General features: G+C 71.3%; 22 protein-coding genes. 12 read left to right on the top strand and 10 right to left on the bottom strand.

The window, feature by feature from the left end:
- Window positions 1-53 precede the first annotated feature (53 nt).
- Genes FBZ33_RS29780 through FBZ33_RS29765 form a run of 4 tightly spaced genes read left to right on the top strand, consistent with a single transcriptional unit; the run spans window position 54 to window position 4,137 of the window.
- Window positions 54-1,058 carry an ABC transporter permease gene (locus tag FBZ33_RS29780; protein ID WP_088950603.1) on the top strand — a complete coding sequence of 335 codons (1,005 nt, stop codon included), beginning with the start codon at window positions 54-56 and terminating at the stop codon, window positions 1,056-1,058.
- A complete protein-coding gene (locus tag FBZ33_RS29775; RefSeq protein ID WP_088950602.1) occupies window positions 1,055-2,017 on the top strand; it encodes an ABC transporter permease in 963 nt (320 codons plus the stop codon). The genes FBZ33_RS29780 and FBZ33_RS29775 overlap by 4 nt, the downstream gene beginning before the upstream one ends.
- A 6-nt stretch (window positions 2,018-2,023) precedes the next feature.
- Window positions 2,024-3,037, top strand: coding sequence for an ABC transporter ATP-binding protein (locus FBZ33_RS29770; protein ID WP_141911687.1), 1,014 nt, complete (start codon window positions 2,024-2,026; stop codon window positions 3,035-3,037).
- Entirely contained in the window at window positions 3,034-4,137 is a 1,104-nt protein-coding gene (locus FBZ33_RS29765) for an ABC transporter ATP-binding protein (RefSeq protein WP_141911685.1), read from the top strand. The genes FBZ33_RS29770 and FBZ33_RS29765 overlap by 4 nt, the downstream gene beginning before the upstream one ends.
- A 33-nt stretch (window positions 4,138-4,170) precedes the next feature.
- On the opposite strand, the gene FBZ33_RS29760 is transcribed toward FBZ33_RS29765, so the two are convergent.
- Window positions 4,171-4,548 (bottom strand): hypothetical protein, encoded by a 378-nt coding sequence (locus FBZ33_RS29760; protein WP_370453058.1) that lies wholly within the window; start codon window positions 4,546-4,548, stop codon window positions 4,171-4,173.
- Window positions 4,545-5,201, bottom strand: a complete 657-nt coding sequence (locus FBZ33_RS29755) for an HNH endonuclease family protein (RefSeq protein WP_141911682.1) — start codon at window positions 5,199-5,201, stop codon at window positions 4,545-4,547. The genes FBZ33_RS29760 and FBZ33_RS29755 overlap by 4 nt, the downstream gene beginning before the upstream one ends.
- Before the next feature lie 107 nt (window positions 5,202-5,308).
- Here FBZ33_RS29755 and FBZ33_RS29750 point away from each other — a divergent pair, with 107 nt between their 5' ends.
- On the top strand, window positions 5,309-6,802 hold the full coding sequence (locus FBZ33_RS29750; RefSeq protein ID WP_141911680.1) for an MFS transporter: 1,494 nt from the start codon (window positions 5,309-5,311) through the stop codon (window positions 6,800-6,802).
- A 25-nt stretch (window positions 6,803-6,827) separates the two neighbouring features.
- On the opposite strand, the gene leuA is transcribed toward FBZ33_RS29750, so the two are convergent.
- A complete protein-coding gene (gene leuA / locus FBZ33_RS29745; protein WP_141911679.1) occupies window positions 6,828-8,579 on the bottom strand; it encodes a 2-isopropylmalate synthase in 1,752 nt (583 codons plus the stop codon).
- Between the two features lie 237 nt (window positions 8,580-8,816).
- Window positions 8,817-10,088, bottom strand: a complete 1,272-nt coding sequence (locus FBZ33_RS29740) for an MFS transporter (RefSeq protein ID WP_141911677.1) — start codon at window positions 10,086-10,088, stop codon at window positions 8,817-8,819.
- A 75-nt stretch (window positions 10,089-10,163) separates the two neighbouring features.
- Here FBZ33_RS29740 and FBZ33_RS29735 point away from each other — a divergent pair, with 75 nt between their 5' ends.
- Complete coding sequence (locus FBZ33_RS29735; RefSeq protein ID WP_141911676.1) at window positions 10,164-11,150, top strand: ArsR family transcriptional regulator; 987 nt, start codon at window positions 10,164-10,166, stop codon at window positions 11,148-11,150.
- Between the two features lie 13 nt (window positions 11,151-11,163).
- Here FBZ33_RS29735 and FBZ33_RS29730 read toward each other — a convergent pair whose 3' ends face one another.
- On the bottom strand, window positions 11,164-11,694 hold the full coding sequence (locus FBZ33_RS29730) for a nitroreductase family protein (RefSeq protein ID WP_141911674.1): 531 nt from the start codon (window positions 11,692-11,694) through the stop codon (window positions 11,164-11,166).
- Between the two features lie 84 nt (window positions 11,695-11,778).
- Window positions 11,779-12,567 carry a hypothetical protein gene (locus FBZ33_RS29725; RefSeq protein WP_255509071.1) on the bottom strand — a complete coding sequence of 263 codons (789 nt, stop codon included), beginning with the start codon at window positions 12,565-12,567 and terminating at the stop codon, window positions 11,779-11,781.
- A gap of 259 nt (window positions 12,568-12,826) precedes the next feature.
- Here FBZ33_RS29725 and FBZ33_RS29720 point away from each other — a divergent pair, with 259 nt between their 5' ends.
- Together FBZ33_RS29720 and FBZ33_RS29715 are read left to right on the top strand one after the other, a co-directional pair.
- Window positions 12,827-14,092: an aspartate kinase gene (locus FBZ33_RS29720; RefSeq protein ID WP_088950592.1), complete on the top strand. Its 1,266-nt coding sequence runs from the start codon at window positions 12,827-12,829 to the stop codon at window positions 14,090-14,092.
- Window positions 14,093-14,097: 5 nt separating this feature from the next.
- Window positions 14,098-15,159 (top strand): aspartate-semialdehyde dehydrogenase, encoded by a 1,062-nt coding sequence (locus tag FBZ33_RS29715; protein WP_088950591.1) that lies wholly within the window; start codon window positions 14,098-14,100, stop codon window positions 15,157-15,159.
- Between the two features lie 54 nt (window positions 15,160-15,213).
- Here the strand turns inward: FBZ33_RS29715 and FBZ33_RS29710 are convergent, their stop codons facing one another.
- On the bottom strand, window positions 15,214-16,623 hold the full coding sequence (locus FBZ33_RS29710; protein ID WP_141911672.1) for a sensor domain-containing diguanylate cyclase: 1,410 nt from the start codon (window positions 16,621-16,623) through the stop codon (window positions 15,214-15,216).
- A gap of 228 nt (window positions 16,624-16,851) precedes the next feature.
- On the opposite strand from FBZ33_RS29710, the gene FBZ33_RS29705 reads away from it, so the two are divergent.
- Window positions 16,852-17,631 carry a phosphodiesterase gene (locus FBZ33_RS29705; protein ID WP_141911671.1) on the top strand — a complete coding sequence of 260 codons (780 nt, stop codon included), beginning with the start codon at window positions 16,852-16,854 and terminating at the stop codon, window positions 17,629-17,631.
- 11 nt (window positions 17,632-17,642) lie between these two features.
- Window positions 17,643-18,338 (top strand): histone deacetylase, encoded by a 696-nt coding sequence (locus FBZ33_RS29700; RefSeq protein ID WP_141911669.1) that lies wholly within the window; start codon window positions 17,643-17,645, stop codon window positions 18,336-18,338.
- 110 nt (window positions 18,339-18,448) lie between these two features.
- On the opposite strand, the gene FBZ33_RS29695 is transcribed toward FBZ33_RS29700, so the two are convergent.
- Complete coding sequence (locus FBZ33_RS29695; RefSeq protein WP_221629513.1) at window positions 18,449-19,246, bottom strand: alpha/beta fold hydrolase; 798 nt, start codon at window positions 19,244-19,246, stop codon at window positions 18,449-18,451.
- Between the two features lie 278 nt (window positions 19,247-19,524).
- On the opposite strand from FBZ33_RS29695, the gene FBZ33_RS29690 reads away from it, so the two are divergent.
- Window positions 19,525-21,231: a bifunctional UDP-sugar hydrolase/5'-nucleotidase gene (locus FBZ33_RS29690; RefSeq protein WP_141911667.1), complete on the top strand. Its 1,707-nt coding sequence runs from the start codon at window positions 19,525-19,527 to the stop codon at window positions 21,229-21,231.
- Between the two features lie 409 nt (window positions 21,232-21,640).
- On the opposite strand, the gene FBZ33_RS29685 is transcribed toward FBZ33_RS29690, so the two are convergent.
- Window positions 21,641-22,924, bottom strand: a complete 1,284-nt coding sequence (locus tag FBZ33_RS29685) for an MFS transporter (RefSeq protein ID WP_141911665.1) — start codon at window positions 22,922-22,924, stop codon at window positions 21,641-21,643.
- A gap of 153 nt (window positions 22,925-23,077) precedes the next feature.
- Between FBZ33_RS29685 and FBZ33_RS29680 the strand changes: the two genes are divergently transcribed.
- Entirely contained in the window at window positions 23,078-23,551 is a 474-nt protein-coding gene (locus FBZ33_RS29680) for a hypothetical protein (protein WP_141911664.1), read from the top strand.
- A 184-nt stretch (window positions 23,552-23,735) separates the two neighbouring features.
- Here FBZ33_RS29680 and FBZ33_RS29675 read toward each other — a convergent pair whose 3' ends face one another.
- Window positions 23,736-24,560 (bottom strand): class I SAM-dependent methyltransferase, encoded by an 825-nt coding sequence (locus FBZ33_RS29675; protein WP_141911662.1) that lies wholly within the window; start codon window positions 24,558-24,560, stop codon window positions 23,736-23,738.
- Window positions 24,561-24,619: the final 59 nt, after the last annotated feature.

The following is a 24,619-nucleotide window of genomic DNA, read 5'->3' as shown; positions in this document are numbered from 1 at the left end:
GGCGCTGTCGCACAGCGCCCGCCCGCAACCCTCCGCACCCCTTCGAGGCCGCCGTGTTCCGGTTCATCGTCAGGCGCCTGCTTCAGCTGATACCCACGCTGTTCGGGCTCTCCCTTCTGCTCTTCATCTGGCTCCGCCGGCTCCCCGGCGGCCCCGAGACCGCCATCCTCGGCGAGCGCGGCACGCCCGAGATGCGTGCCGCCATCCGCCGCAACATGGGGCTCGACGAGCCCATCCTGGTGCAGTACGGCCGGTTCGTCCGGCGGATGATCAAGCTCGACCTGGGCACCTCGACCTCCACCAAGCGGGCGGTCACCACGGAGTTCATCGAGCGCTTCCCCGGCACCGTCGAGCTGACCATCACCGCGATGATCATCGCGATCGGCATCGGCATCCCGCTGGGCTACCTGGCCGCCCGCCGTCGCGGCCGTTTCCTGGACCACGCGTCCGTGGGCGGTTCGCTGATCGGCATCTGCATCCCGGTGTTCTTCCTGGGCTACGTCCTCAAGGCGATCTTCTCGGAGAACCTGCACTGGTTCCCGTCCAGTGGCCGGCAGGACCCGACGCTCGAGGCGACCCGGGTCACCAACTTCTTCGTCCTCGATGGCCTGATGACCCGCGAATGGGACGCCGCCGCCGACGCGCTCTGGCATCTGGTGCTGCCCGCCATCGCGCTGGCCAGCATCCCGCTGGCGATCATCGTCCGGATCACCCGGGCGAGCGTGTTGGAGGTGCTCAACGAGGACTTCGTGCGCACCGCCGAGGCGAAGGGCCTGACCGAGCAGACGGTCCGTCGCCGGCACGTGCTGCGCAACGCGATGCTGCCGGTGGCCACCTCGATCGGTCTGCTCGCGGGCGGCCTGCTCTCCGGCGCCGTGCTGACCGAGACCGTCTTCGCCTTCAGTGGCATCGGAGCATTCGTCGCCGAGGCCATCGGCCAGCGCGACTATCCGGTGCTGATGGGCTTCATTCTGATCATCGCGGTGGTGTACGTGCTGGTGAACCTCCTGGTGGACCTCTCCTACAGCTTCATCGACCCGAGGGTGAGGGTGCGATGACACTCAGCCCGGGCAAGAAGCGCGAGAAGATCGACCGGCTCTCCGAACTGGCCGCCCGTGACGACGAGCGTGGCGTCAGCCTCTGGCAGGAGGCGTTCCGCCGGCTGCGCGGCAACCCGGCCGCGATCGTCGGTGCCGTCATCCTGGCGCTCTTCGTGCTGGTCGCGGTCATCGGACCGTTCCTCGTGCCGTACGCGGCGACGGACACGATCGGCATCCGGGAAGGGCTGATCAAGCCCGGTGTCATTCCCGGTCCGAACGGCGACCACTGGTTCGGCTACGACCACCAGGGCCGTGACGAGTTCAGCCGGATGATCGTGGGTGCCCGCCAGACCCTGCTCGTCGGTGTGGTCTCCACCCTGATCGGTCTGGCGATCGGCGCGGTCATCGGTGGCGTCTCCGGTGCCGCGGCCGGTCTCGGTGGCCGGTGGGGGCGTTGGATCGACACGACCCTGATGCGGTTCATCGACATGCTGCTGGCGATGCCGAGCCTGCTGCTCGCGGTGAGCATCGCCGCCCTGCTCGGGGCCAGCCTGACCACTGTGATGATCGCGGTCGGCGTGGTCTCGGTGCCGGTGTTCGCCCGGCTGCTGCGCGGCTCGATGATCTCCCAGGCCAACAGCGACTACGTGCTGGCGGCCACCTCGCTCGGTGTCAAGAAGTCGAAGATCGCGCTGACCCACGTGGTGCCGAACTCGCTCGCCCCGGTGATCGTGCAGGCCACGCTGACCCTGGCCACCGCGATCATCGAGGCTGCGGCGCTCTCGTTCCTCGGCCTCGGCAACCCGGACACGGCCGTACCGGAGTGGGGTGTCATGCTCGCCGACGCGCAGCAGTACCTCGGTATCCGGCCGTCGCTGGCGATCTACCCGGCCGTCGCGATCATCATCACCGCGCTCGGCTTCACCCTGCTCGGTGAGGCGATGCGTGAGGCCCTCGACCCGAAGCTGCGGAAGTAGGCCCCAATGGCACTGCTCGAAGTTGACGATCTGTCCGTCACGTTCGCCCGGCGCGGCCAGCGGGCCGTGCACGCGGTCGACGGGGTGTCCTTCTCGGTCGACGCCGGTGAGGTGGTCGGCCTGGTCGGCGAGTCCGGCTGCGGCAAGAGCGTCACCTCGCTCGCGATCATGGGTCTGCTGCCGAAGCAACCCGGCCTCCGGGTCGGCGGCAAGGCCGTCTTCGACGGCACGGACCTGCTCCAGCTCGACGACCGGTCACGGCGGGACATCCGTGGCCGGGACATCGCGATGATCTTCCAGGACCCGCTCTCCTCGCTGAACCCGGTGATCCCGATCGGGTTGCAGGTGACCGAGGTGCTGACCCGGCACCGGGGGATGAAGGGTGCGGCCGCCGCCAAGGAGGCGGCGGAGCTGCTGGACCGGGTCGGCATCCCGGACCCGAAGCGGCGGCTGAAGGAATACCCGCACCAGCTCTCCGGTGGCATGCGCCAGCGTGCGCTCATCGCGATGGCGGTGGCCTGCAAGCCTCGGCTGCTCATCGCCGACGAGCCGACCACCGCTCTGGACGTCACCATCCAGGCCCAGATCCTGGAGCTCCTCAAGGACCTGGTCCGGGACTCCGGCACCGCGCTGCTGATGATCACGCACGATCTCGGTGTGGTGGCCGGCATGGTCGACACCGTCAACGTGCTCTACGGCGGTCGGGTGGTGGAGACGGCCCGCCGTCGTCCACTGTTCCGCCAGCCGCGGCACCCGTACACAGTGGGTCTGCTCGGCTCGGTGCCGCGCCTGGACGCCGGGCGGGGCGAGAAGCTCAACCCGATCCCCGGTTCGGTCCGCGACCTGCTGCCCTGGCCGGACGGCTGTGCCTTCGCCCCGCGCTGCTCCCGACGGATCGACGAGTGCGTGGGCGAGCCGCCGGAGCTGGTGCAGGCGTACGACGGACGTAGCTACCGGTGCGTGAACCCGGAGCCGGTGCCCGGCACGGTGCCCGCCCCGCGCGAGGAGGAATCAGCGTGAGCGAGAACGACATCCTCGTCGAGGTACGTGACCTGAAGGTGCACTTCCCGATCAAGCGGGGTGTGCTCTTCGACCGGGTGGTCGGCCACGTGAAGGCCGTCGACGGGGTCGACCTGAGCATCGCGCGTGGAAAGACGTACGGCCTGGTCGGCGAGTCCGGCTGCGGTAAGTCCACGCTCGGTCGGGCGCTGCTCCAGCTCACCCCGCCGACCGCGGGCGAGGTGAGCTTCGACGGCGTCGAGCTGACCACGCTGGCGTCCGGCAAGCTGCGCAGCATGCGTCGCCGGATGCAGATGATCTTCCAGGACCCGATGTCCAGCCTCGACCCGCGGCAGAACGTCGAGTCGATCCTGACCGAGGGCCTCCAGACCCACGGGATCGGCGCCGACCGCACCGACCGCAGGCGGATCATCGGGGAGACCCTGGATGCGGTGGGGCTGCCCCGCTGGGCGTTGTCCCGCTATCCGCACGAGTTCTCCGGCGGGCAGCGGCAGCGCATCGGCATCGCCCGGGCGCTGGTGCTCGGGCCGGAGCTGATCGTGGCCGACGAGCCGGTCTCGGCACTCGACGTGTCGATCCAGGCCCAGGTCGTCAACCTGCTCGACGAACTTCAGGACAGCCTGGGGCTGACCTACCTGGTGATCGCGCACGACCTCGCGGTGGTCCGGCACATCTCCGACACCGTCGGCGTCATGTACCTGGGCGCGCTGGTCGAGGAGGCGCCGAGCGACCGTCTCTACAACGAGCCGCTGCACCCGTACACCCGGGCGTTGATGTCCGCGGTGCCGGTGCCGGACCCGGACGTGGAGGACCGTCGGGAGCGGATCCTGCTCGCCGGTGACCTGCCGTCGCCGGCCAACCCGCCGTCCGGCTGCCGTTTCCACACGCGCTGCCCGTGGGCACAGCCCACCCGCTGCGCGGACGAGCGGCCCGTGCTGCGGGACATCGGTGTCAGCCGGGTGGCCTGCCACTGGGCCGAGCAGATCGCCAGCGGCGAGCTGCGCCCGCACGGGGTCAGCGCGCAGATCGTCCGCCCTGAGGGCGAGGGGGACGCGCCGGCCGTGGTCTCCGCGCCCACCGAGCCCGGCTCGTACGTCTGAGACTGGACGCGGTGCCGGCGACGTCGGAGCTGCTCAGCCCTCCGGGCGGTTGAGCAGGCCCACCGCGACGCCGTGCACCGCGTCCAGCCCCGCCGGGTCGGCCAAAGTCACCGACGCGCCGGTGACCACATACCACTCGTCGGCGTCCTTGTACTGCACCCGCAGGGTGACCTTGCCGTCCGCGTACTCGGTGCGCAGGGTCAGGTCACCGGTGACGACGCCGACCTCGTCGGTCATCACCCCGCCTGGGCCGGGCACGATGTCGGTGGTGCGGCTCTGCGGGCCAGCGGCCCCGCCCGCATCCGCGACCATGCCGGCACCCGGCACCGCGGCGGGCGCCTCGGCGGTGCCGTCCGCGGTCATGCCGGCGGCGGCCGAGCCGGTGCCAGCGCTCTCCTCGGCGGCGGTCACGATTCACTCCCCACTGTGCAGCCCTCCAACATGTCGGTCAGGGCAGCCTTCTCGGCGGTGGTCACCGTCAGCCGCCAGTAGTGCTTGACCGTCACCCAGCTCTCAGCGTACTTGCACCAGTACTCGCGGTTCGCCGGCTTCCACTGCGACGGGTCCTGGTCACCCTTTGACCGGTTCGAGGACGCCGAAACCGCGAGGAGCTGCGGACGTGTCGTGTCGTTGGCGAAGTCGCCGCGCTTGCGGTCGTCCCACTCGTCGGCACCCGAGCGCCACGCGTTGGCCAACGGCACCATGTGGTCGATGTCCACATCGGCGGGATCGGCGGCGCTGCGGCCGTCGTACACGCTCTCCCAGCGACCACCGACCACGTTGCAGCCGGAGAGTTTCACGTCCTTGCCGTCGCGCTGGAGGATGCTGTCCCGCACGTCGCAGTTCTTCCCGGTGTCCCGCCAGTGCGGGAAGTGGTCCCGGCTGTAGCCCTTCATCGAGCCTGCGGTGGCGACGGTGAGCTGGCCGAGCTGCTGCACGGCATTGCCGCCGCCGCTCGACGGCGGAGTGTCCGGCTCGTCCTGCGGGACGCAACCGGCCACGCCGAGCGTCAGCGTCGCGGCGAGCGCGATCACCGCCGCTCGCGGTCCTGATGTGGTACGCACAGACGACACCTCTCCAGCTTGCGGTCTCCCGGCGATTGCGCACAGTACCCGGGGATGGTTTTGGCATTTCGTGGCGTCTCCCACATCAGGCAGGGCAGATTGGTGGGATGACCGCACCCGTACCGGCGCCTGCCCTCCGAATGGGCACCGCCGCCGGCCGTGGGACGCTGCTCGCCGCCGTACTCGCCTCAGGCATGGTCTTCCTCGACAGCACTGTCGTCAACGTGGCGCTGCCGAAACTCGGGCAGGATCTCGGCGCGAACGTGGCCGATCTCCAGTGGACCATCAACGGCTACCTGCTGATGCTGGCGGCTTTCGTGCTGCTCGGCGGCGCACTCGGGGACCGCTTCGGCCGGCGACGCATCTTCCTCATCGGCGTGGTCTGGTTCACCGCCGCGTCCGTGCTGTGCGGGCTGGCCCAGGGCACCGGTTGGCTGATCGCGGCCCGGTTCCTCCAGGGAGCCGGCGGGGCGTTGCTCACGCCCGGGTCGCTGTCGGTGCTCCAGGCCAGCTTCCACCCGGACGACCGGGGCCGGGCCATCGGCGCCTGGGCCGGGCTGTCCGGGGTGTCCACAGCGCTCGGCCCGTTCATCGGTGGCTGGCTGATCGACGCGCTCTCCTGGCGTTGGATCTTCTTCCTCAACCTGCCGATCGCCGTGCTGGTGGTGCTGGCCGCGATGCACTGGGTGCCGGAGAGCCGGGACGAGAGCGCCTCCCGGACCGAAGACCCGGGGCGGACCCGACGGCGGTTCGACGTCGCGGGAGCCCTGCTCGGAGCACTCGCGCTCGCCGGTGTCACGTACGCCCTGATCGACGCGCCGGCGCGCGGCTTCGACTCCGCGCCGGTGCTGATCGCGGCAGTGGTCGGAGTGCTGTCGGCGGTGTCCTTCGTCCTGTTGGAACGGCGGCGCGGCGACGCCGCGATGCTGCCCACCGGACTGTTCAGCAGCCGGCTCTTCTCGGTGCTGAACATCTTCACTGTGGTCGTCTACGCGGCGCTCGGCGGCTTCACCTTCTTCTTCGCCGTCTACCTGCAGAACGTGGTCGAGTGGTCGGCCTTCCGCACCGGCATCGCGCTGCTGCCGATGACCCTGCTGCTGTTGGTCGGGTCGGCCCGAGCCGGAGCGTTGTCGGCCCGGATCGGCCCCCGGCTGCCGTTGGCCATCGGACCGGTGGTGGCCGCGATCGGTCTGTTGCTGCTGCGCGGCGTGGGACCGGGCGCGTCGTACTGGACCGACGTACTGCCCGGGGTGCTGCTCTTCGGTATCGGGCTGACCCTGGTCGTGGCACCACTGACCGCGTCGGTGCTGGCCGCCGTGCAGGACCGGTTCTCCGGGGTGGCCAGCGGCTTCAACAACGCGGCGTCCCGGGCCGGTGGTCTGCTCGCGGTGGCGGCGCTGCCGCTGCTGGTCGGCCTGTCCGGCGGCGGGTACGAGCAGAAGGCCGAGCTGACCGACGCGTTCCGGGGCGCGATGGAGTGGTGCGCCGGCCTGCTCGTGGCCGGGGCGGTGCTGGCCCTCGTGCTGGTCCACCGACCGCCTCGGGCAGCCCCGCCGTCGCAGCCCTGCCACTCGATGCCCGCCGCGACACCCCCGAAGTAGCTGCTCCGGGGGTGTCGCGCGTAGGTCAGCGGCGGGCGCGGTTGACGGCGCTGGTGACCGCCTTGATCGAGGCGGTGACGATGTTGGCGTCGGTGCCGACACCCCAGACCGTGCGACCGTCCACCTCGCACTCCACGTACGCGGCGGCCTGCGCATCCCCACCGGAGGAGAGCGCGTGCTCGTGGTAGTCGAGCACGCGCACGCCCACGCCGATCGAGTGCAGCGCGTTCACGTACGCGTCGATCGGGCCGTTGCCGACCGCGGTGAGCGAGCGGTGCTCGTCGCCCACGCCGACCTGGGCTTCGATCTCGACCTTGCCGTCGATCGTGCCGATCGTGTAGCTGGACAACCGGACGGCCGGGTCGGGCTGGTGGTCGAGCAGGTAGTGCGTCGCGAAGATCTCCCACATGGCGCCCGGGTCGACCTCGCCACCGTCGTGGTCGGTGACCTGCTGCACCACCCCGGAGAACTCGATCTGGAGCCGCCGCGGCAGGTCCAGTTGGTGCTCGCTCTTCATGATGTACGCGACGCCGCCCTTGCCGGACTGCGAGTTGACCCGGATGACCGCCTCGTAGGTGCGGCCCAGGTCCTTCGGGTCGATCGGCAGGTACGGCACTGCCCAGGTCTGCTCGTCCACCGGTACGCCGGCAGCCTTCGCGTCGGCCGCCAGGGCGTCGAAGCCCTTCTTGATGGCGTCCTGGTGGGAGCCGGAGAAGGCGGTGTAGACCAGGTCGCCCGCGTACGGGTGGCGCTCGTGCACCGGCAGTTGGTTGCAATATTCAACGGCGCGCCGGATCTCGTCGATGTTCGAGAAGTCGATCATCGGGTCGATGCCCTGGGAGAAGAGGTTGAGCCCCAGCGTCACCAGGTCCACGTTGCCGGTGCGCTCGCCGTTGCCGAACAGGCAGCCCTCGATCCGGTCCGCGCCCGCCAGCAGGCCCAGCTCGGCGGCGGCCACCCCGGTGCCCCGGTCGTTGTGCGGGTGCAGGCTCAGGATCACGCTGTCGCGGCGCGGCAGGTGCCGGTGCATCCACTCGATCGAGTCGGCGTACACGTTGGGGGTGGCCATCTCGACGGTGGCCGGCAGGTTGATGATCAGCGGCCGGTCCGGCGTCGGGTCGATCACGTCGATCACCCGGGAGCAGACCTCCAGCGCGTACTCCAGCTCGGTGCCCGTGTACGACTCCGGCGAGTACTCGTAGAAGATGTCGGTGTCCGGAGTGTGGATCTCCGCGTACTTCTGGCAGAGCCGAGCGCCGGTCGTGGCGATGTCGGAGATGCCGTCCCGATCCAGGCCGAAGACCACCCGGCGCTGGAGGGTGGAGGTCGAGTTGTAGAAGTGCACGATGGCCCGCTTCGCGCCGCGCAGCGACTCGAAGGTCCGCTCGATGAGGTGCTCCCGGCACTGCGTGAGCACCTGGATGGTCACGTCGTCCGGGATCATGTCCTGTTCGATGAGCTGCCGGACGAAGTCGAAGTCGGTCTGGCTGGCCGACGGGAAGCCGACCTCGATCTCCTTGTAGCCCATCTGGACCAGCAGCTGGAACATCCGCCGCTTGCGCTCGGGCGACATCGGGTCGATCAGTGCCTGGTTGCCGTCGCGGAGATCCACCGCGCACCACCGTGGGGCCGCCTCGACGGTGCGGGTGGGCCAGCTGCGGTCCGGCAGCTCGACCCGGAACTGCTCCCGGTAGGGCTGGTAGCGGTGGTACGGCATCCGGCTCGGGCGTTGCCGAGCGAACGGATCGGTCTCGGCGTCGGTGACAGGTTGAGCCATCTCAGAGTGCTCCCTGGAACATGTGGCGTCAGCAGATCGGAAGGTGTCGGCGAGATGCCGGGCAACGGTGCGCGGCGGTGCCGAGAAGAAAATCGGATGTGCTGGACGGCGCGATGCGACTCCGCGACGAGGTGCCGGCCCGTCAGGCCTCGTCGCGGCGGCTAAGGAGAACAAGCGCCTGCCACATGACCAGGTCACCCTACGTGATGAAAAGGGGGGTGGGAAGGTAGGTCCGGACTATGGGACCGGCGTCATGGTCCGCTCCGGCGCCGCAGCACCCAGCCGTGGTGTCCGCCCGGCCCAACCCACCACGGGTACGATCGCCAGCCCGACCAGCACGAAGATCGCTGCGGCCGGTAACCATCCCCACCCGCCGGTGGTCACCCCGAGCGCGGTGAGACCGACCGGGGCGATCAGATACTGCACCTGGGAGCCGAGCCGGAACGCCCCCACGTACGCGCCGCGCTGGTCGGCCGGCGGCAGGGTGGCGGTGAGGCCCCAGGCGCCCGCCGACTCGATCAGCTCGGCCAGGATCAGCACCGTCGCGGCGGCCACCAGGACCACCACGGTGAGCGCGCCCCGGGTCAGCCCGGAGATCGGCAGGACCAGACAGAACAGGGCGATCAGCAGGGCTCCCCGGCGGGAGGCCTGAGCCGCGCCCGACGCGGTGTCGGCGCCCCGGCTGACGCGTACCTGGAGCAGCACGATCAGGACCGTGTTGAGCAGCACCAGCCCGGCGATGATCGTCTTCGGGGCGTCGGTGTGGGTGAGGATCCACAGCGGCATCACCGTCAGGTAGAGCGTCTGGTGCGCGGTGAGCAGCCCGGAGAGCAGGGACACCGCCATGAACGGGCGGTCCCGCAGCACGGCGAGCCGACTCATCGGCTCCGTTGGCCGGGCCACCTGCGGCAGCCGGGGCAGTCGCCGCACGAAGAGAGCCGTGACCAGGAAGACCATCGAGATGAACCACACCATTCCCCGGTACGCCTCGATGGTGTCCACCGCCAGCACCAGGCCGCTGATCACCGCTCCCAGCCCGAAGCCGACGTTCAGCGACGAGCGCTGGTACGCCATCGCCGTGACTCGTTCTTCCGGGGGAAGCGCGTTGATCGAGTAGACCTGCACGGCCACGCCGCTCGCGGCTTCCACGGCGGCCAGCGCCACCACCACGGCGAGGAACCCGGCGAAGCCGCCCACGAACGGGTAGGTCGCGAAGAGCGCCGCGTTCAGAACCAGCCCCACGATCCAGACCCGCTGCGGTCCGTACCGGTCGGTGAGCCCGCCCAGCGGCACCGTGCCCAGCAGCGACACTCCCGCCGCGATGGACAGGCCCAGCCCGACCTGGGCGGCGCTGAGCCCCAGCGCCCGGGTGAAGAAGACGGCGCTGCCGGCGTGGAACAGGCCGCTGCCGACGGCGTAGACCATCGCCTGCACGGCCAGGGCGCGGGTCAGCCCGGCCGGCGGTACGACGTTTCGGACAGCGGTACGGATGGTTTCTCTGGCCCCCATGGCCGGCAGTGAACCGTGCCCCCACGGCCTCGGTCGAGCCTTTTAGGCTGAACCAAATCCTGCGCCGGGGGTGGCATGTCCGAATTGCGGTTCAGTCTGGCCGACGTGGCGGGAGTGCGCCTCGCCGTGTCGCCGGTCAACGAGACGGTCATGAGCATGTGGGCGCTGGCCAGCCCGATCCGTTACGCGGTGCACCTGCCCTGGATCGACCTGGCCCGGGTGACTCTGCGTCGTCCCGAGGTGGCCGACCGGGTCGGACCGCTGACGCACCTGGTCGAGCGGGGGCGCTGGTTGCCCGACTTCCTCACCCCGGCGGCCCGGCCGAACGTGGAGATGGCCGAGCAGCTCGACCAGATTGCGGCGACCCCGCCGGCCGTGGTGGTCCAGGACCTGCTGGCGACCACCCCGCGCCGGCCGCTCAATCCGTTCGGGCAGGCGCTGCTCGCCGACCCCGGCGGGCTGCTGCCGCATCTCGTCGACGCGGTGCGTGTCTGGTACGACGAGGCGATCGCCCCGGACTGGCCGCGGATGCGGGCGCTGCTCGACGCCGACGTGGCGTACCGCGCCGCGCAGCTCGCCGAGAGCGGCGCCGGTCGATTCTTCGAGCAGCTCCACCCGAGCCTGCGCTGGCACGGCGACCGGGTGATCAGCGACGACACGTTCGAGCGGGACTTCGACCTGCGCGGTCGCGGGTTGGCGCTGAACCCGACGGTGTTCAGCGGGCGGAATGTGCTGTGGAACCTGCTGGAGGATTCACTGCCGGCCGGCGCGTACCCGGTCCGGGCGGTCGGGACGCTCTGGGAGGCGACCGGCACGCCGCCCGGCGACCCGCTGGCACGGGTGATCGGCCCGGGGCGAGCCGCGCTGCTGCACCGGCTCGACACGGCGACCACCACCACTGACCTGGCCCGACTCACCGGGATGTCCGCCGGAAACGTCTCCCAGCACCTGGCCGCGCTGCGCGCAGCCGGGCTGGTCCACCGGTCTCGACAGGGTCGGCACGTCCTCTACCGCAACAGCGACGCCGCGAGTGTCCTGCTCCGGGCCAGCCGGGGAGGGTGACCCGCCTGGGTGATCAGGCGAGCAGCAGATCGGCGACCGGGCGACGGCGGCGCAGGCCGATCTCCCGGGCGCGCAGGTCGGGCGGGAGGGCGAACGGGTCCCCGAGCCGGCCCACGGCGGCGACCACCAGTGGACGGACGGCGCCGGGCAGGTCGAGCTCGGTCGCGAGGCCGGCCTGGTCGAAGCGGGTGAGCTGGCGCACGTGCAGGCCAAGCGCGGTGGCCTGCAACGTCAGGTGGGCGACCGCCTGACCGAGGTCGTACGCGGCCCGCTCGGCGTCGCCGCCGGTGTGTGCGCCGACCACCAGGGTGGCCGCGTGTCGAGCCCATCCCTGGTCGCTGCCCGGGAGGCTGATCAGGATGCGCTTCCAGGTCTCGTCTTCCCGGTGGCCCACGGCGAACCGCCAGGGCTGCCGGTTCTCCGCCGAGGGCGCCCAGCGCGCCGCCTCCAGCAGCGAGGCCGCCTCGTCCGGGGTCAGCTCGGCGCTGGGGTCGAAGGCCCAGGGACTCCAGCGGTAGGCGAGCAGCGGGGTCAGGTCAGCCATGGCGTGAATCGTCCTGTATGGGTGATTCGCGGCTCAGGGCGGGCCTGCAAAATGTGGTCAAACGCACCCGTAACGGGACGAAGATCACGACGTTCCCGCGCTTGGGCTGTCCGACGGGTCAGGCGTCGGCGGCGCTGCGGTGTCGAGCGGGTCCCGGTCGACCACCACCGGCCCGGCGAGTTGCACGGTGGCCGGTGCCGGGCCGGGTGGTGCGGCCAGCCGCAGCGTCCCGGCTCCGGTCCGCACGCCGGTCGTCGTGCCGTCCTGGTCGTAGCAGTAGATGCCCACGTCCAGCGGGGCGTTGAGCGACGCCGAGGTGGACTCCACCGAGTAACAGGTGCCGGTGACGCCCTCCGGCGCGCTGGCCGGGGCCACCGCCAACGGCGCGCGCCGGTCGGTGAGCACGTCCAGCCAGTCGGTGAGCGGATGCTGGATCCGGGGGTCCGACCGGCGCGGGATCGCGTCGTCGCGGTCACCGAGGCGTACGCAACTCGCCGACTCCGGCCGGCCAGCCGACGGCAGGGCGCACTGGAACAGCCCGTCGGCCGTGGCGGCCATCGAGACATCGGCGGCGCCGCCCAGGGCGCCCCCCGGCACGTCGACCCGCCAGCTGCCATCGTTCGCGCTGGTGAAGACGATGGTGCGGTCCGGTTGACCCGTCCGGCTGTACACGTACTGCGCCACCAGGTGGCGGTCCTGGGCGGCCGCGGCCAGCGCGGCCAGCTCGTCCCGGGCCGCCTCCACCTCGACCGCCCCGGTTTCCGTGGGCATCGGGCTCGGGGGCTGCGCAGTGGTGCAGGCAATCAGGAGTGCTGGCAGGGCGATCACGAGCGGCCCGAGCACACGGCCGGTCGGGCGGATGAGGGCGGGCACCGGCCCATTCTGGTGGGTGCGGGCGGTTGGTGGGTGCCGACGCGTACCGGGCTCCTTCCGGCGTGTCGGACGGGGTCTTCCCCGCGTACCGCCCGACCTGGTGGGACCGACCCTCGCCGGCCCGTGCGGGCCGGATGGTGGGATCACCTGACCCGCCGTCGTTGCCCGCCGGATACCCTCAAGGGGTCTGACACGCGCCGCCGGCCCCGGTTCCGGCGGCGTCGGCACGCTCAGGGTTACTGGGAGGGAGTGCACCGTCGTGGCACTCGTGGTGCAGAAATACGGCGGGTCCTCCGTCGCCAACGCCGAGCGGATCAAGCGGGTGGCCGAGCGCATCGTCGCCGCCCGCAAGGCCGGCGACGACGTGGTGGTGGTGGTCTCCGCGATGGGGGACACCACCGACGAGCTGCTCGACCTGGCCAACCAGGTCAGCCCGCTGCCGCCGGGCCGCGAGCTGGACATGCTGCTCACCGCCGGGGAGCGGATCTCCATGGCGCTGCTCGCCATGGCCATCCACAACCTGGGGTACGAAGCCCGCTCGTTCACCGGCTCCCAGGCCGGCGTGATCACCACTTCGGTGCACGGCCGCGCGCGGATCATCGACGTCACCCCCGGGCGCCTCAAGGGCGCGCTCGACGAGGGCTCGGTGGTCATCGTGGCCGGCTTCCAGGGCGTCTCCCAGGACACCAAGGACGTCACCACCCTGGGCCGGGGCGGCTCGGACACCACCGCCGTGGCGCTCGCCGCGGCCCTGCACGCCGACGTCTGCGAGATCTACACCGACGTCGACGGCATCTTCACCGCCGACCCTCGGATCGTGCCCAACGCCCGGCACATCAAGCACATCACCTACGAGGAGACGCTGGAGCTGGCCGCGTGCGGCGCGAAGGTTCTGCACCTGCGTAGCGTGGAATACGCCCGGCGAGCGGGGTTGCCGATCCACGTCCGTTCGTCATACTCGACCAACACCGGCACGATGGTCACTGGATCGATGGAGGACCTTTCCGTGGAGCAGGCACTGATCACCGGAGTCGCGCACGACCGCAGCGAAGCCAAGATCACGATCGTCGGGGTGCCCGACGAGCCGGGTGCCGCCGCGCGGATCTTCGACACGGTCGCCGGCGCCGAGATCAACATCGACATGATCGTGCAGAACGTCTCCACCGAGGGCACCGGCCGGACGGACATCTCGTTCACCCTGCCCAAGACCGACGGCCCGACCGCGATGGCCGCGCTCAGCAAGATCCAGGAGCCGGTCAAGTTCAAGGGCCTGCTCTACGACGACCACGTCGGCAAGGTCTCGCTGATCGGTGCCGGCATGCGCTCGCACCCCGGTGTGGCCGCCGGGTTCTTCGCCGCGCTCGGCGCGGCCGGGGTCAACATCGAGATGATCTCCACGTCCGAGATCCGGGTCTCCGTGGTCTGCCGGGACACCGACCTCGACGCCGCCGTCCGCGCCATCCACGACGCGTTCGAGCTGGGCGGCGACACCGAAGCCGTGGTCTACGCGGGGACGGGTAGGTAGCGCCGATGACGGCGCTGCCCACCCTCGCAGTGGTCGGAGCGACCGGTGCCGTCGGCACCGTGATGTGTGAGCTGCTCACCGGGCGTCGCAACGTCTGGGGTGAGATCCGGCTGCTCGCCTCCGAACGCTCGGTCGGGCGCCGGGTGCGCTGCCGGGGCGAGGAGATGGTCGTCCAGGCGCTGACCCCCGAGGCGTTCGACGGGGTCGACGTGGCGATGTTCGACGTGCCCGACGAGGTCTCCGCCGAGTGGGCACCGATCGCCGTCTCCCGAGGCGCGATCGCGGTCGACAACTCCGGCGCGTTCCGCATGGACCGGGACGTCCCGCTGGTCGTGCCCGAGATCAACCCCGAGCAGGTCCGCAACCGGCCCCGGGGCATCATCGCCAACGCCAACTGCACCACCCTCGCGATGATCGTCGCGGTCGCGCCGCTGCACCGCGAGTACGGCCTACGGGAGCTCGTGCTCGCCTCCTACCAGGCGGTTTCCGGCGCGGGCAAGTCCGGCGTCGACATCCTGCACGACCAGCTCGCCAAGGTCGCCGGCGATCGAGCGCTGGGCTCGCGCACCGGCGACGTGCGGCAGGCGGTCGGCGACGACCTGGGCCCGTTCCCGGCCCCCATGGCGCTCAACGTGGTGCCGTGGGCCGGCTCGCCCGCAGACGGTGGCTGGTCGTCGGAGGAAATGAAGATCCGCAACGAGTCGCGGAAGATCCTCGGCCTGCCCGACCTCAAGGTGTCCGCCACCTGCGTCCGGGTGCCGGTCGTCACCGCCCACTCGGTGGCCGTGCACGCGGTCTTCGCCACCGAGGTGGACGCCGAGGGCGCCCGCGAGGCACTGCGCAACGCACCCGGGGTGATCCTTGTCGACGACCCCGCCGCCGGGGAGTTCCCGATGCCGATCGACGCCGTCGGCACCGACCCGTCCTGGGTCGGCCGGATCCGCCGCGCCCTGGACGACCCTCGCGCCCTCGACTTCTTCGTGACCGGCGACAACCTCCGCAAGGGCGCTGCCCTCAACACGGCCCAGATCGCCGAGCTCCTAGCCAAGGAACTCCGCACCCCCTAACCAGCGACTCCCCGCCCCGCCCCGCCTGCATGATCGGCGGGGCGGGGGTTGGGGTTACGCGGCGGACAGGTGGACTCCGTCTCGGCCTTGGCGTTTCACCGCGTACAGGGCCTGGTCAGCTCTTCTCAGGGTGCGGTCGGGGGTTTCGCCGGGGCGGGGTAGCGCGACGCCCACGCTGATCGTGCGGCCGACTCGCCGGGCCGCCTCGGTCAGCCGCTCGGCGATCCGGACCGCCTCCTCCGGGCGGCTCACCTCGATCACCGCGACGAACTCGTCGCCGCCGATCCGGTACAGCTCGTCACCGTGGCGCAGCGCCCCCTCCAGCGCCCGGGCCAACCCGACCAGCACCCGGTCGCCGGCCTGGTGGCCGTACGTGTCGTTGACGGTCTTGAAGCCGTCCACGTCGATCGCCAACAGGGCCGTACGCCCCGGGGTGGCCGCCGCGATCCGCTGCCCGAACGGGCCGGTGTGCCGCAACCCGGTCAGCGGGTCGGAGCTGGCCTGCTCGCGCAGCCGGGCCAGAGTGCGCAGCCGGTCCAGGCTCGTCCAGGCCTGCCCGGCGAGCAGTTCCATCAGGCTGACCGTGGTCGGGTCCGGGCGCAGGGCCCGTTCGTCGGCGACCAGCAGCACCCCGCCGGCGTCCGGCGGCCCGACCGGAACGGCGACCAGGGTGCGCACCCCCGCCCGGGTCAGCGGTCGATAGTCCTCGGTCGGAGGGTGCCCGGCCTCTCCCAGCGTGTACCCCGCGCCGTACCGGTGTGCCCGGTCGACCATCCGGACCAGTGCGGCCGGACCCGACTCGGTCAGCTCGGCGCGGATCCGGGTCTCCAGGTCGCTCGGGGCCGCCGGGGGTGCGCCGAGCTGCCCCGCGATCAGCAGCACCGCTGTGGAGAGGCCGGAGACCTCGCGCGCGGCGCAGGCCGCCACGCCCAGTACGTCCGCCTCGGTCGGTGCGGAGGAGAGGGCGGCAGCGTGCCGGAGCAGCTTCTCGCTGCGGCTCTCCGCCGGTGGGCCACCGAGGGCGGCGATCCGCGCGCCGAGCTGGTCGGCAAGCTGTTGCGTGGTCTCCCGCCACGGCTCCAGGTCGATCGGCTCACTCCACTGCAGGTCGAGGACGCCGATCGCCCGGCCCGTCGGGTCCAGCACCGGTACGCACAGCTCGGCGGTCACGTCCGGGCGTACCGGTAGGTAGTCCGGGTCGACGGTGACGTCCGGGACGACAGCGGGGGTGCCGGTGTCGTACACCCGGCCGACGATGCCGGTCCGCGCCGGCACGGTCGCGAAGACCTGCCAGGCCCCGGTCGCCGCGACGCAGCGCAGGCGGTCGTGGACCGCGAGCAGTACGGAGATGGTCGCCGGGGTGTGGCGGGACAGTGCGCTGACCGTCCACCGACAGGCCTCCGGCGTGCTCGACGCCATCGGCAGGCGGACGGTGACGTCACGGATGACTCGCTGATGATCCACTCGCACGTCGTTCCAGGTAGGGGAGGAGCCCGGCGTCGCCGAGCCGCGCGATCAAGCGTACTTCCGGCTGCTGAGAGTCGACTGACGTCGTACACATGTTCTATCCACAGGCTGTGGACGCAGCCTGTGGGCTTCGGGCTTGCGGCTTCGGGCTGCGGGTCCCGGTCGCGGGCAACGCGAAACGGTGACCGGCGATAGCGTGGAGATCCCGGCGCGGAGGAGCGACCCATGATCATCGCCCAGCTCAGTGACCCGCACCTGACCACCGGCCTGCTCGCCGCCGCACCGGCCGCAGGCCTGCACCGTGCGCTCGGCCGGGTGCTCGCGTTGCGGCCCCGACCGGACTGCGTGGTGATCACCGGTGACCTGGTCGACCACGGACGACCCGACGAGTACGCGGCACTGCGCGAGCTGATCGGCCGGTTCCCGCTGCCGGTGCACCTCGTTCCCGGCAACCATGACGACCGGGAGTCGCTGCTCGACGCCTTCGGGGGTACGCCGTGGCTCGGCGGCGGCTTCTCCGCCTACTACCACGTCGACCACGAGGCGGCGACGGTCGTGGTGCTCGACTCGCTCGTCGCCGGCAGCGACGGCGGCCAACTCGGCGAAGAGCAGCTGGGTTGGCTCGACGGTGTGCTGGCCGGGCGACCCGAGGTGCCCGCCGTGGTCTGCCTGCACCATCCTCCGGTCGCTGTCGGTTTCCCCGTGGCCGACTCCATCAGGCTCGCCGACGGTGACGCGCTCGCCGAGGTGATCGGCCGGCACCGGCACGTCGTCCGGGTAGCCGCCGGCCACCTGCACCGCGCGGTCACCACGGCGTACGCGGGCACGGTGCTCACCGTGGCGCCCAGCACCTGGAGGCAGAGCGCGCTCACCATGAGCGCCGACGAGCAGATCGGTTGGGTCGACGAGCCGACCGCCTTCCTGCTGCACCTGGTCGAGGCGGGCGGCTGCGTGACACACACCGTGCAGGTGAGCCACGCCGCCGGCCAGACCGGCGGCTTCTGACGGCACCGCTCATGGAGGTCTGGTACGTCGCGTACGGCTCGAACATGCACGCCGCCCGGCTGGCGTGGTACATCGGAGGAGGCTGCCCGCCCGGCGGAAAGCGGACGTACCCGGGCTGCCGGGACCGACGCCCACCGAGCCGGTCGGTGCCGGTGTCGCTGCCCGGCGGCATCTACTTCGCCGGCGAGTCCGGCGCCTGGACCGGCGGGATGGCCTTCTACGACCCGCACCTGCCGGGCGAGGCCGCCGCACGCGCCTACCTGGTCACCCTGGAGCAGTTCACCGACATCGCGGCACAGGAGATGTACCGCCCAGTGGATGACGCCACCGACCTCATCCGGGCGACCGGCGCGGCCATCGACGCCGCCGTCTCCAATGGGCGGGCGACGCTCGGCCCCGGACGGTACGAGACGCTGGTCTGCCCCGGCAGCCGCAGCGGCGTCCCGATGCTCACCTTCACCGCACCCGAGGGCGCGTCCGGTGTGCGGTGTCGGCCACCCGCGCCGACCTACCTCGGCATGATCGTCCGAGGCCTGCGCGAGTCACACGGCTGGCCAGCCGAGCGGATCGCGAGCTATCTGGCGGGCCGGCCCGGCGTGGCGGACGCCTGGTCGCCGGACGCCGTCGCGGCGCTGGTCGACGAAGCCCTGGTCGACGAGGCGCTGGTCGGCGGCTCACCGTCGACGTCAGGCCGGCCCGGCGGTTGACGCCTGCGTCGCGCGCCGGTCTGGCCGACTGACCCTGCGTCGCGCGCCGGTCCGGCGGTTGGCCCTGCGTCGCGCGCGTCCGGCTGGCGGGCCGTGCGCCGGTGTGGTCGTCAGCCGAGCAGGAACTCGCGCAGCGCGGGGGCGAGCGTCGCAGGCGGCACCTCGTGGTAGCCACCGTCGAGGCTGATGGACCGACCGCCAGGGACTGCCTCGGCCGCAGCCCGGCTCCCATCCCGCAACCACTGTGGACTGCCGGTGCTGTCCACCGCGAGGGTCGGAGCGGTGATCGCGGCCAGCCGGTCGGCCGGCAGTCGCCCTCCCGCGCTCACAATGGCGTCGTACGGCAACGTGTGCGCGATGGCGGTCAGTGCGCCCCAAACCGGTTGCGCCCGCATCCCGGTGATCGCCTCGGCGGGCAGCCCGACCGAGACGCTGAGGAAGGTCTCCACCGCGCCATCCCGGTCGTCGGCGGCGATCAGCTCGATGAGCTGCGCGGTGATGTCCTTCCGGACGCCGACGTGCGAGCCCACCTGGAACGGCGGCTCGAACAGGACCAACCCGGTCACCGGCAGACCCTGCGCGGCGGCCAGGGCGGCGAGGATCGCCCCCGAAGAGACCCCGTAGACAGCGGCGGAACCACCTGCCGCCGCGATCACGGCAGCCAGATCATCGATCTCGCGGCCGATCTCGTAGGGCAGCGTGTCGCCGCTCTGACCCCGACCCCGGCGGTCGTAGCCGAAAACGGTGAAATCCGGTGTCAACGCCGCACCTAGTGCGCGGGTCGTGTTGCGGTCGTTGAACGCGCCGCCGACCAGGACCATCGCAGGCCCCGTCCCGGCCCGTTCGAACGCGATGGGCGTGCCATCCGCCGATCTCACCTGCTCGACCACCGGTGTCGTTCCGCTCACGATGCCGCCTCCGTCCGCGCTGACCGTCCCGTCCTTTCTAGACCCTGGGTCCGACACTGTCTGGCAGACCCACCAAACGCCCGTCGATCCGAGGTCGGGGCGTACCCGCAGCTCTGATGTGCTGCCTGGGTCGACCGGGCGGCGTCCGGATGAGAGGCTGTCGGGGCGGGCGGCCAACCCCAACCGCCGCCAATCGCGACCCTTTCGACGGCGCTGGCCGGCGGCCCGGTCGACCCAGAGGCCGGGCACCGCACGCGCCGATTCTCACAAGGAGATCCATGTCCATAACCAGGATGCGTCGGGCCGCTGTCGGCCTGACCGTGCTTGCGGTGGCCGCGTTCGGCGCGGTCGCCACCAGCCCTGAGCAAGCGGACGCACGGCCGAAGCCGGTCGACGTCACCCTGCTGGCCCTCAACGACTTCCACGGCAACCTCGAACCGCCGAGCGGCTCCAGCGGCACCATCGCCGGACAGACCGCGGGTGGCGTCGAATACCTGGCGACGCACCTGGCCGAGCTGCGCGCCGCCGCCAAGAAGAAGAACACCATCACCGTCGCCGCCGGTGACCTGATCGGTGCGTCCCCGCTGCTCTCCGCCGCATTCCACGACGAGCCGACCATCGAAGCGCTGAGCATGGCAGGCCTGGACTACGCCAGCGTCGGCAACCACGAGTTCGACGAGGGTGCCGCCGAGCTGCTGCGGATCCAGAACGGCGGCTGCCACCCGGTCGACGGCTGCGCCGACGGCACCCCCTACCGGGGCGCCGGCTTCAAGTACCTGTCCGCGAACGCCTTCAAGACCGCGACCGGCAAGCCGCTGATGGCGCCGTACGCCATTCACAAGGTGCAGGGCGTCAAGGTCGGCTTCATCGGGATGACCCTGGAGGGCACCCCGCAGATCGTCAGCCAGCAGGGCGTCGCCGGCCTCAGCTTCGCCGACGAGGCGGACACCGCCAACCGGTACGCCCGCGAGCTGCGCCGCAAGGGCGTGGAGACGATCGTCGTGCTGCTGCACGAGGGCGGTGCCCAGGCGGCGACCGGTGGCATCAACGACTGCGTCGGCATGACCGGCCCCATCGTGGACATCACCAACCGGATGGACCCGTCCATCGACGTGGTGGTCAGTGGGCACACCCACCAGGCGTACAACTGCGACATCAACGGCAAGCTGGTGACCAGCGCCAGCTCGTTCGGCCGCCTGGTCACCGACATCGACCTCAAGATCGACCGTCGGTCGGGCGATGTCATCTCCGCCGCCGCGAACAACGTGGTGGTCACCCGGGATGTCGCCAAGGACCCGAAGCAGACCGCGCTGATCGACCGGTACAAGACGGTGCTCGGCCCGGTCGCCGACCGCCAGGTCGGCGAGACCACCACCGCGATCACCAAGACCCAGGAAACCCTCTTCGGTACGAGTCTCGGTGAATCGCCACTGGGCAACCTGATCGCCGACGCGCAGCTCGCCGCCACCGACGACGAGCAGAACGCGGTCGCCGCCTTCATGAACCCGGGTGGGGTCCGGGCCGACCTCAACGCCGGCCCGGTCACCTACGAGGAGGCGTTCACGGTGCAGCCGTTCGCCAACAACCTGGTGACACTCGACCTGACCGGCGCGCAGCTCTACTGCGTCCTGGAACAGCAGTTCGTCACCGGCCGGACGCTGTACCCCTCGTCCACCGTGGGTTACGTGGTCGACCCGAACGGCACCACCGGCACGGTGGCCGACCCGTGCGCCGGCACCCGAGTGGTCCGGGGCAGCCTGACCATCGGCGGCACCGCCGTCGACACCGCCGCCACCTACCGGGTGACGGTGAACAACTTCCTGGCCGGCGGTGGTGACGGGTTCAGCGTCCTCACCGGCGGGACGAACCTGGTCACCGGCCAGATCGACCTGGACGCCTTCGTGGCGTACCTGACCGCCCAGTCGCCGGTCTCCGCGCCGACGCTGGACCGGATCCGCACCACCGCCGAGGTCCCCGCCGCCTGACGGCCGACCCCGCGCCACGTCGGGCCCCGGAGCATCCGCTCCGGGGCCCGACCCGTTCCATCCCCCGTCTGCCGTGCCCGCCCGCGCCTGCCGTGCCCGCCCGCGCCTGCCGTGCCCGCCCGCGCCCGCCGTGCCCGCCCGCGCCTGCCGTGCCCGCCCGCGCCTGCCGTGCCCGCGCGGCGAGATCAACGAGGAAGATCCGCGCAACATCAGGGATGTTGCTGTTTCCTGCGCGCCGGAGGCAGCAACATCCGGGAAGTTGCTCGGATCTTGGTGCGGGATGCGGGATGCGGGATGCGGGGCGCGGGGCGGGGCGCCGGGCGCAGCGCGCGGGCGCAGCGCGCGGGCGCAGCGCGCGGGCGCAGCGTCCAGGGCGTGGGGTGGCGCGGGGGAGGGGCCTCGGAGGTCGTCAGGCGGTGGCGGGCGTGGGGGCGGGGGATGCCGGGGCGGTGGTTGCGAGGCCGTCCTGCTCGGTGCTGAGCAGGCGGCGCAGGGACAGCGCGACCAGCGAGGCGACCAGGCAGCCGCCGACCACGGTCGCTACCCAGACCATGCCGTTGGCGGCGCCAATGAGCGGGCCGGCGGTCACCGGACCGATCACACCGCTGACCCCGAAGATCATCGAACTCATGGCGTTGTATCGGCCGCGTAGCTCGTCGGTGGCCAGTGCGTTGGTCAGCGCGGGCATCACCGGCGAGAGCATCGTCTCGCCGAAGCCGAAGATCGCCGAGCAGGCCACCACGCACAGGGCGGCGAACAGGGCGCTTTCACCGCTGACCAGACCGCCCGCGCCGAGGACCAACCAGGCTGCGGCGAACACCGCACCCACCACCGCCAGTGCCCGGGTGCGACTACGCCCCTCGATCCGGCGGATCACCAGCAGTTGCGCGAGCACGATCATCACGGTGTTCGCCGCGAGCGCCCACGCCACCACCCGGGGGTTCACCTCGACGACCCGCACCGCGTACGCGGCGAAGCCCACCTCGACCTGTGCGTAGCCGCAGGTGGTGAGGATCAACCCGAAGATCACCAGCCGCCGGAACGGGCGGTCCCGGAGCACTGTCAGGTAGCCGCCGGCCGACGGCTCGTCGACGCCCCGACGGTTGCCGAGTCGGTGGCCCACGCCGGGCAGGGTGAGCAGGATCAGGGCCGGCAGCAGGTAGGTCACCGCGTCCAGCAGGTAGATCACCTGGAAGGTGGCGAGCCGGCCGGTGTCGACGACCGCGCCGGAGGTCATGCCACCGATGCCGATGCCCAGGTTGAGCAGGGCGAAGTTCAGCCCGAAGACGCGTTGCCGCTCATCGTCGTCGGTCAGCGACGCGAGGATCGTGTTCTGCCCGGACCAGATCGCCGAGCTGCCGACGGCGATCACCGTCATCACCAGCAGCGCCGACCCGCTCGAGTTGACCAGCGCGAGCGAGCCGGTGCCGACCGCCTCGATCAGCAGACAGGGCACCACCACCCGGCGTGCGCCGAACCGGTCGATCAGCGTCCCGCCCAGCGGTGACAGGGCCAGGGTGACGGCACCGTACCAGCCGATCACGAGCCCGGCGCGGGTGTCGGTGAGCCCGCGTACGTCGGTCAGGTAGATGAACAGGAACGGCAGGGTCAAGCCGCGCCCGATCGCCGACAGCAGGGTGCCGAGAAGGATCCGGCGAGCTTCCGAACGGCGGGGCAGAGCGCGGCGCAGCATGTCCGGCATTCTGTTGGTCGGGTGTGACACCACGCGACTCGTTTTCGGCCGCGCCGCGCCGTCGTCGAGGTCGACGAGTGACCGATCCCACGATCATCCACCTGACCCTCTCGCCGGTCCGGCGGTGTCCGCCGGGTCTGCGATGCTGACCCGATGACCGGCACCTGGCGACATCTGCCCGCTACCGCCCGCGCCATCGCGGTGACCGCCACCGCGGCCGTCGCCGCAGCCCAGGCACGCGACGGTCAGGCGTACGACGAGGTGGTCGGCAAGCTCGCCGCCGACGAGCGTTCCGGGCTGGTGCTCGGCGCGGTGGTCCGGTTGCTGCTGGAGGAGAGCCACCCGGACGGGCTGACCGGTGACGACATCCGCCAGGTGTTGACCCGCTGCGTGCAGGGGGCGGCACGGTGGCGTTCGGACGTCGACCCGCACGTGGTGCTCGTCCTGCTGGCCGGCGCTCTGGGGGTGTACGACCCCGAGGGCGACGAGTCACCCCCGGACGCGTCCGCCCTGGCCCGGCATGCCCCGCTGCTGGTGGCCGATCTGCTGGCGGCGACCGGCGTGCCGTTGGACGACTACCTGGCCGCCGCGTTCTCCGAGATCGAGCGCACCGAACGACAGGACTGACCGGCCGGGCCGCGCCGACGATGGCACGGCGCGGCCTGGGTCTGATCACAGTGGATGATCTGCCCCGTGTCATCCGCCTGCTGAGCGGATGATCAGGCGTATGTGACCGGTTGTCGGGCGACAATCACCGCTCAACCGGCTTGGGAGCCGGTCGAACGGATCAAATGATCTTCGGTGATGTGCGTCAGACCGGGTCGGCGGTCCGCCGCGCCACGACCTCCAGGTACTCCGCGGCGATCCGCAGCGTGGCGTCGGTGGCGCGGTTGTGGGTACGGGCCAGCTCCACCAGATCGGCGTGTAGATTCGATCGTTGCTCCTCGGGCAGCGCCTCGAACGCCTTCAGCGTCGGCCCGTAGTTGGCCCGGAAGAAGTCGGCGAACTCCGCCGGGGTGCCGAAGCGGAAGACGTACTCCCGGCGTACCGCCCGCAGTTCACCCACGGCCCCGCCGAGCAGCTCGCGAACCCGGCCCTCGTCGCCCCACTGCACCGGTGGGCGCAGCCCTGCCGGCGGCGGCACATGCCGCCCCACCGTGCGGAACAGGTCGCCGATGAATCCCTGCGGCGTCCACGACGCCAGCGCCACCGTGCCGCCGGGCCGGCAGACCCGGACCAGCTCGGCTGCCGCCTGTTCCTGGTTGGGCGCGAACATCACGCCGACGACGGAGAGCACCGCGTCGAAGGACCCATCGGCGTACGCCAGGCGCTCCGCGTCCCCGGTCACGAACGTGACCGGGAGTCGTTCCGCAGCGGCGCGGGCGTGGCCCCGTTCCAACAGTTCGGGTACGTAGTCGACGCCGGTCACGACGCAGCCGCAGCGCGCGGCGGCGATGGCGGCGTTGCCGGTGCCGGTCGCCACGTCCAGCACCCGGGCACCGGCCGACAGGTCGGCCTCCGTCACCAGCAACTCGGAGATCGGGTGGATGAGGGCGGCGACAGCGCCGTAGTCGCCGCTGGCCCAGGTCACCTGCTGGCGTGCCTTGACGGCGTTGAGATCGATTGCGGTGGTCATCGATGGTCCCCCTCGGACGGTTCGGTGTGTCACCGACCGTAGGCGGAGTGGCACTGCGA

This window comes from Micromonospora sp. A202, from assembly GCF_006715105.1.
Classification (GTDB): Bacteria; Actinomycetota; Actinomycetes; order Mycobacteriales; family Micromonosporaceae; genus Micromonospora; species Micromonospora zamorensis.
This window is presented reverse-complemented; position numbering and strand designations above follow the sequence as displayed.

Coding starts and splice junctions, on each gene's coding strand:
- FBZ33_RS29740 (WP_141911677.1), bottom strand. CDS start 10,088: ATGGGGGCCAGAGAAACCATCCGTACCGCTGTCCGAAACGTCGTACCG.
- FBZ33_RS29675 (WP_141911662.1), bottom strand. CDS start 24,560: ATGACCACCGCAATCGATCTCAACGCCGTCAAGGCACGCCAGCAGGTG.
- FBZ33_RS29700 (WP_141911669.1), top strand. CDS start 17,643: ATGGAGGTCTGGTACGTCGCGTACGGCTCGAACATGCACGCCGCCCGG.
- FBZ33_RS29750 (WP_141911680.1), top strand. CDS start 5,309: ATGACCGCACCCGTACCGGCGCCTGCCCTCCGAATGGGCACCGCCGCC.
- FBZ33_RS29770 (WP_141911687.1), top strand. CDS start 2,024: ATGGCACTGCTCGAAGTTGACGATCTGTCCGTCACGTTCGCCCGGCGC.
- FBZ33_RS29685 (WP_141911665.1), bottom strand. CDS start 22,924: ATGCTGCGCCGCGCTCTGCCCCGCCGTTCGGAAGCTCGCCGGATCCTT.
- FBZ33_RS29680 (WP_141911664.1), top strand. CDS start 23,078: ATGACCGGCACCTGGCGACATCTGCCCGCTACCGCCCGCGCCATCGCG.
- FBZ33_RS29730 (WP_141911674.1), bottom strand. CDS start 11,694: ATGGCTGACCTGACCCCGCTGCTCGCCTACCGCTGGAGTCCCTGGGCC.
- leuA (WP_141911679.1), bottom strand. CDS start 8,579: ATGGCTCAACCTGTCACCGACGCCGAGACCGATCCGTTCGCTCGGCAA.
- FBZ33_RS29715 (WP_088950591.1), top strand. CDS start 14,098: ATGACGGCGCTGCCCACCCTCGCAGTGGTCGGAGCGACCGGTGCCGTC.
- FBZ33_RS29690 (WP_141911667.1), top strand. CDS start 19,525: ATGTCCATAACCAGGATGCGTCGGGCCGCTGTCGGCCTGACCGTGCTT.
- FBZ33_RS29735 (WP_141911676.1), top strand. CDS start 10,164: ATGTCCGAATTGCGGTTCAGTCTGGCCGACGTGGCGGGAGTGCGCCTC.
- FBZ33_RS29775 (WP_088950602.1), top strand. CDS start 1,055: ATGACACTCAGCCCGGGCAAGAAGCGCGAGAAGATCGACCGGCTCTCC.
- FBZ33_RS29705 (WP_141911671.1), top strand. CDS start 16,852: ATGATCATCGCCCAGCTCAGTGACCCGCACCTGACCACCGGCCTGCTC.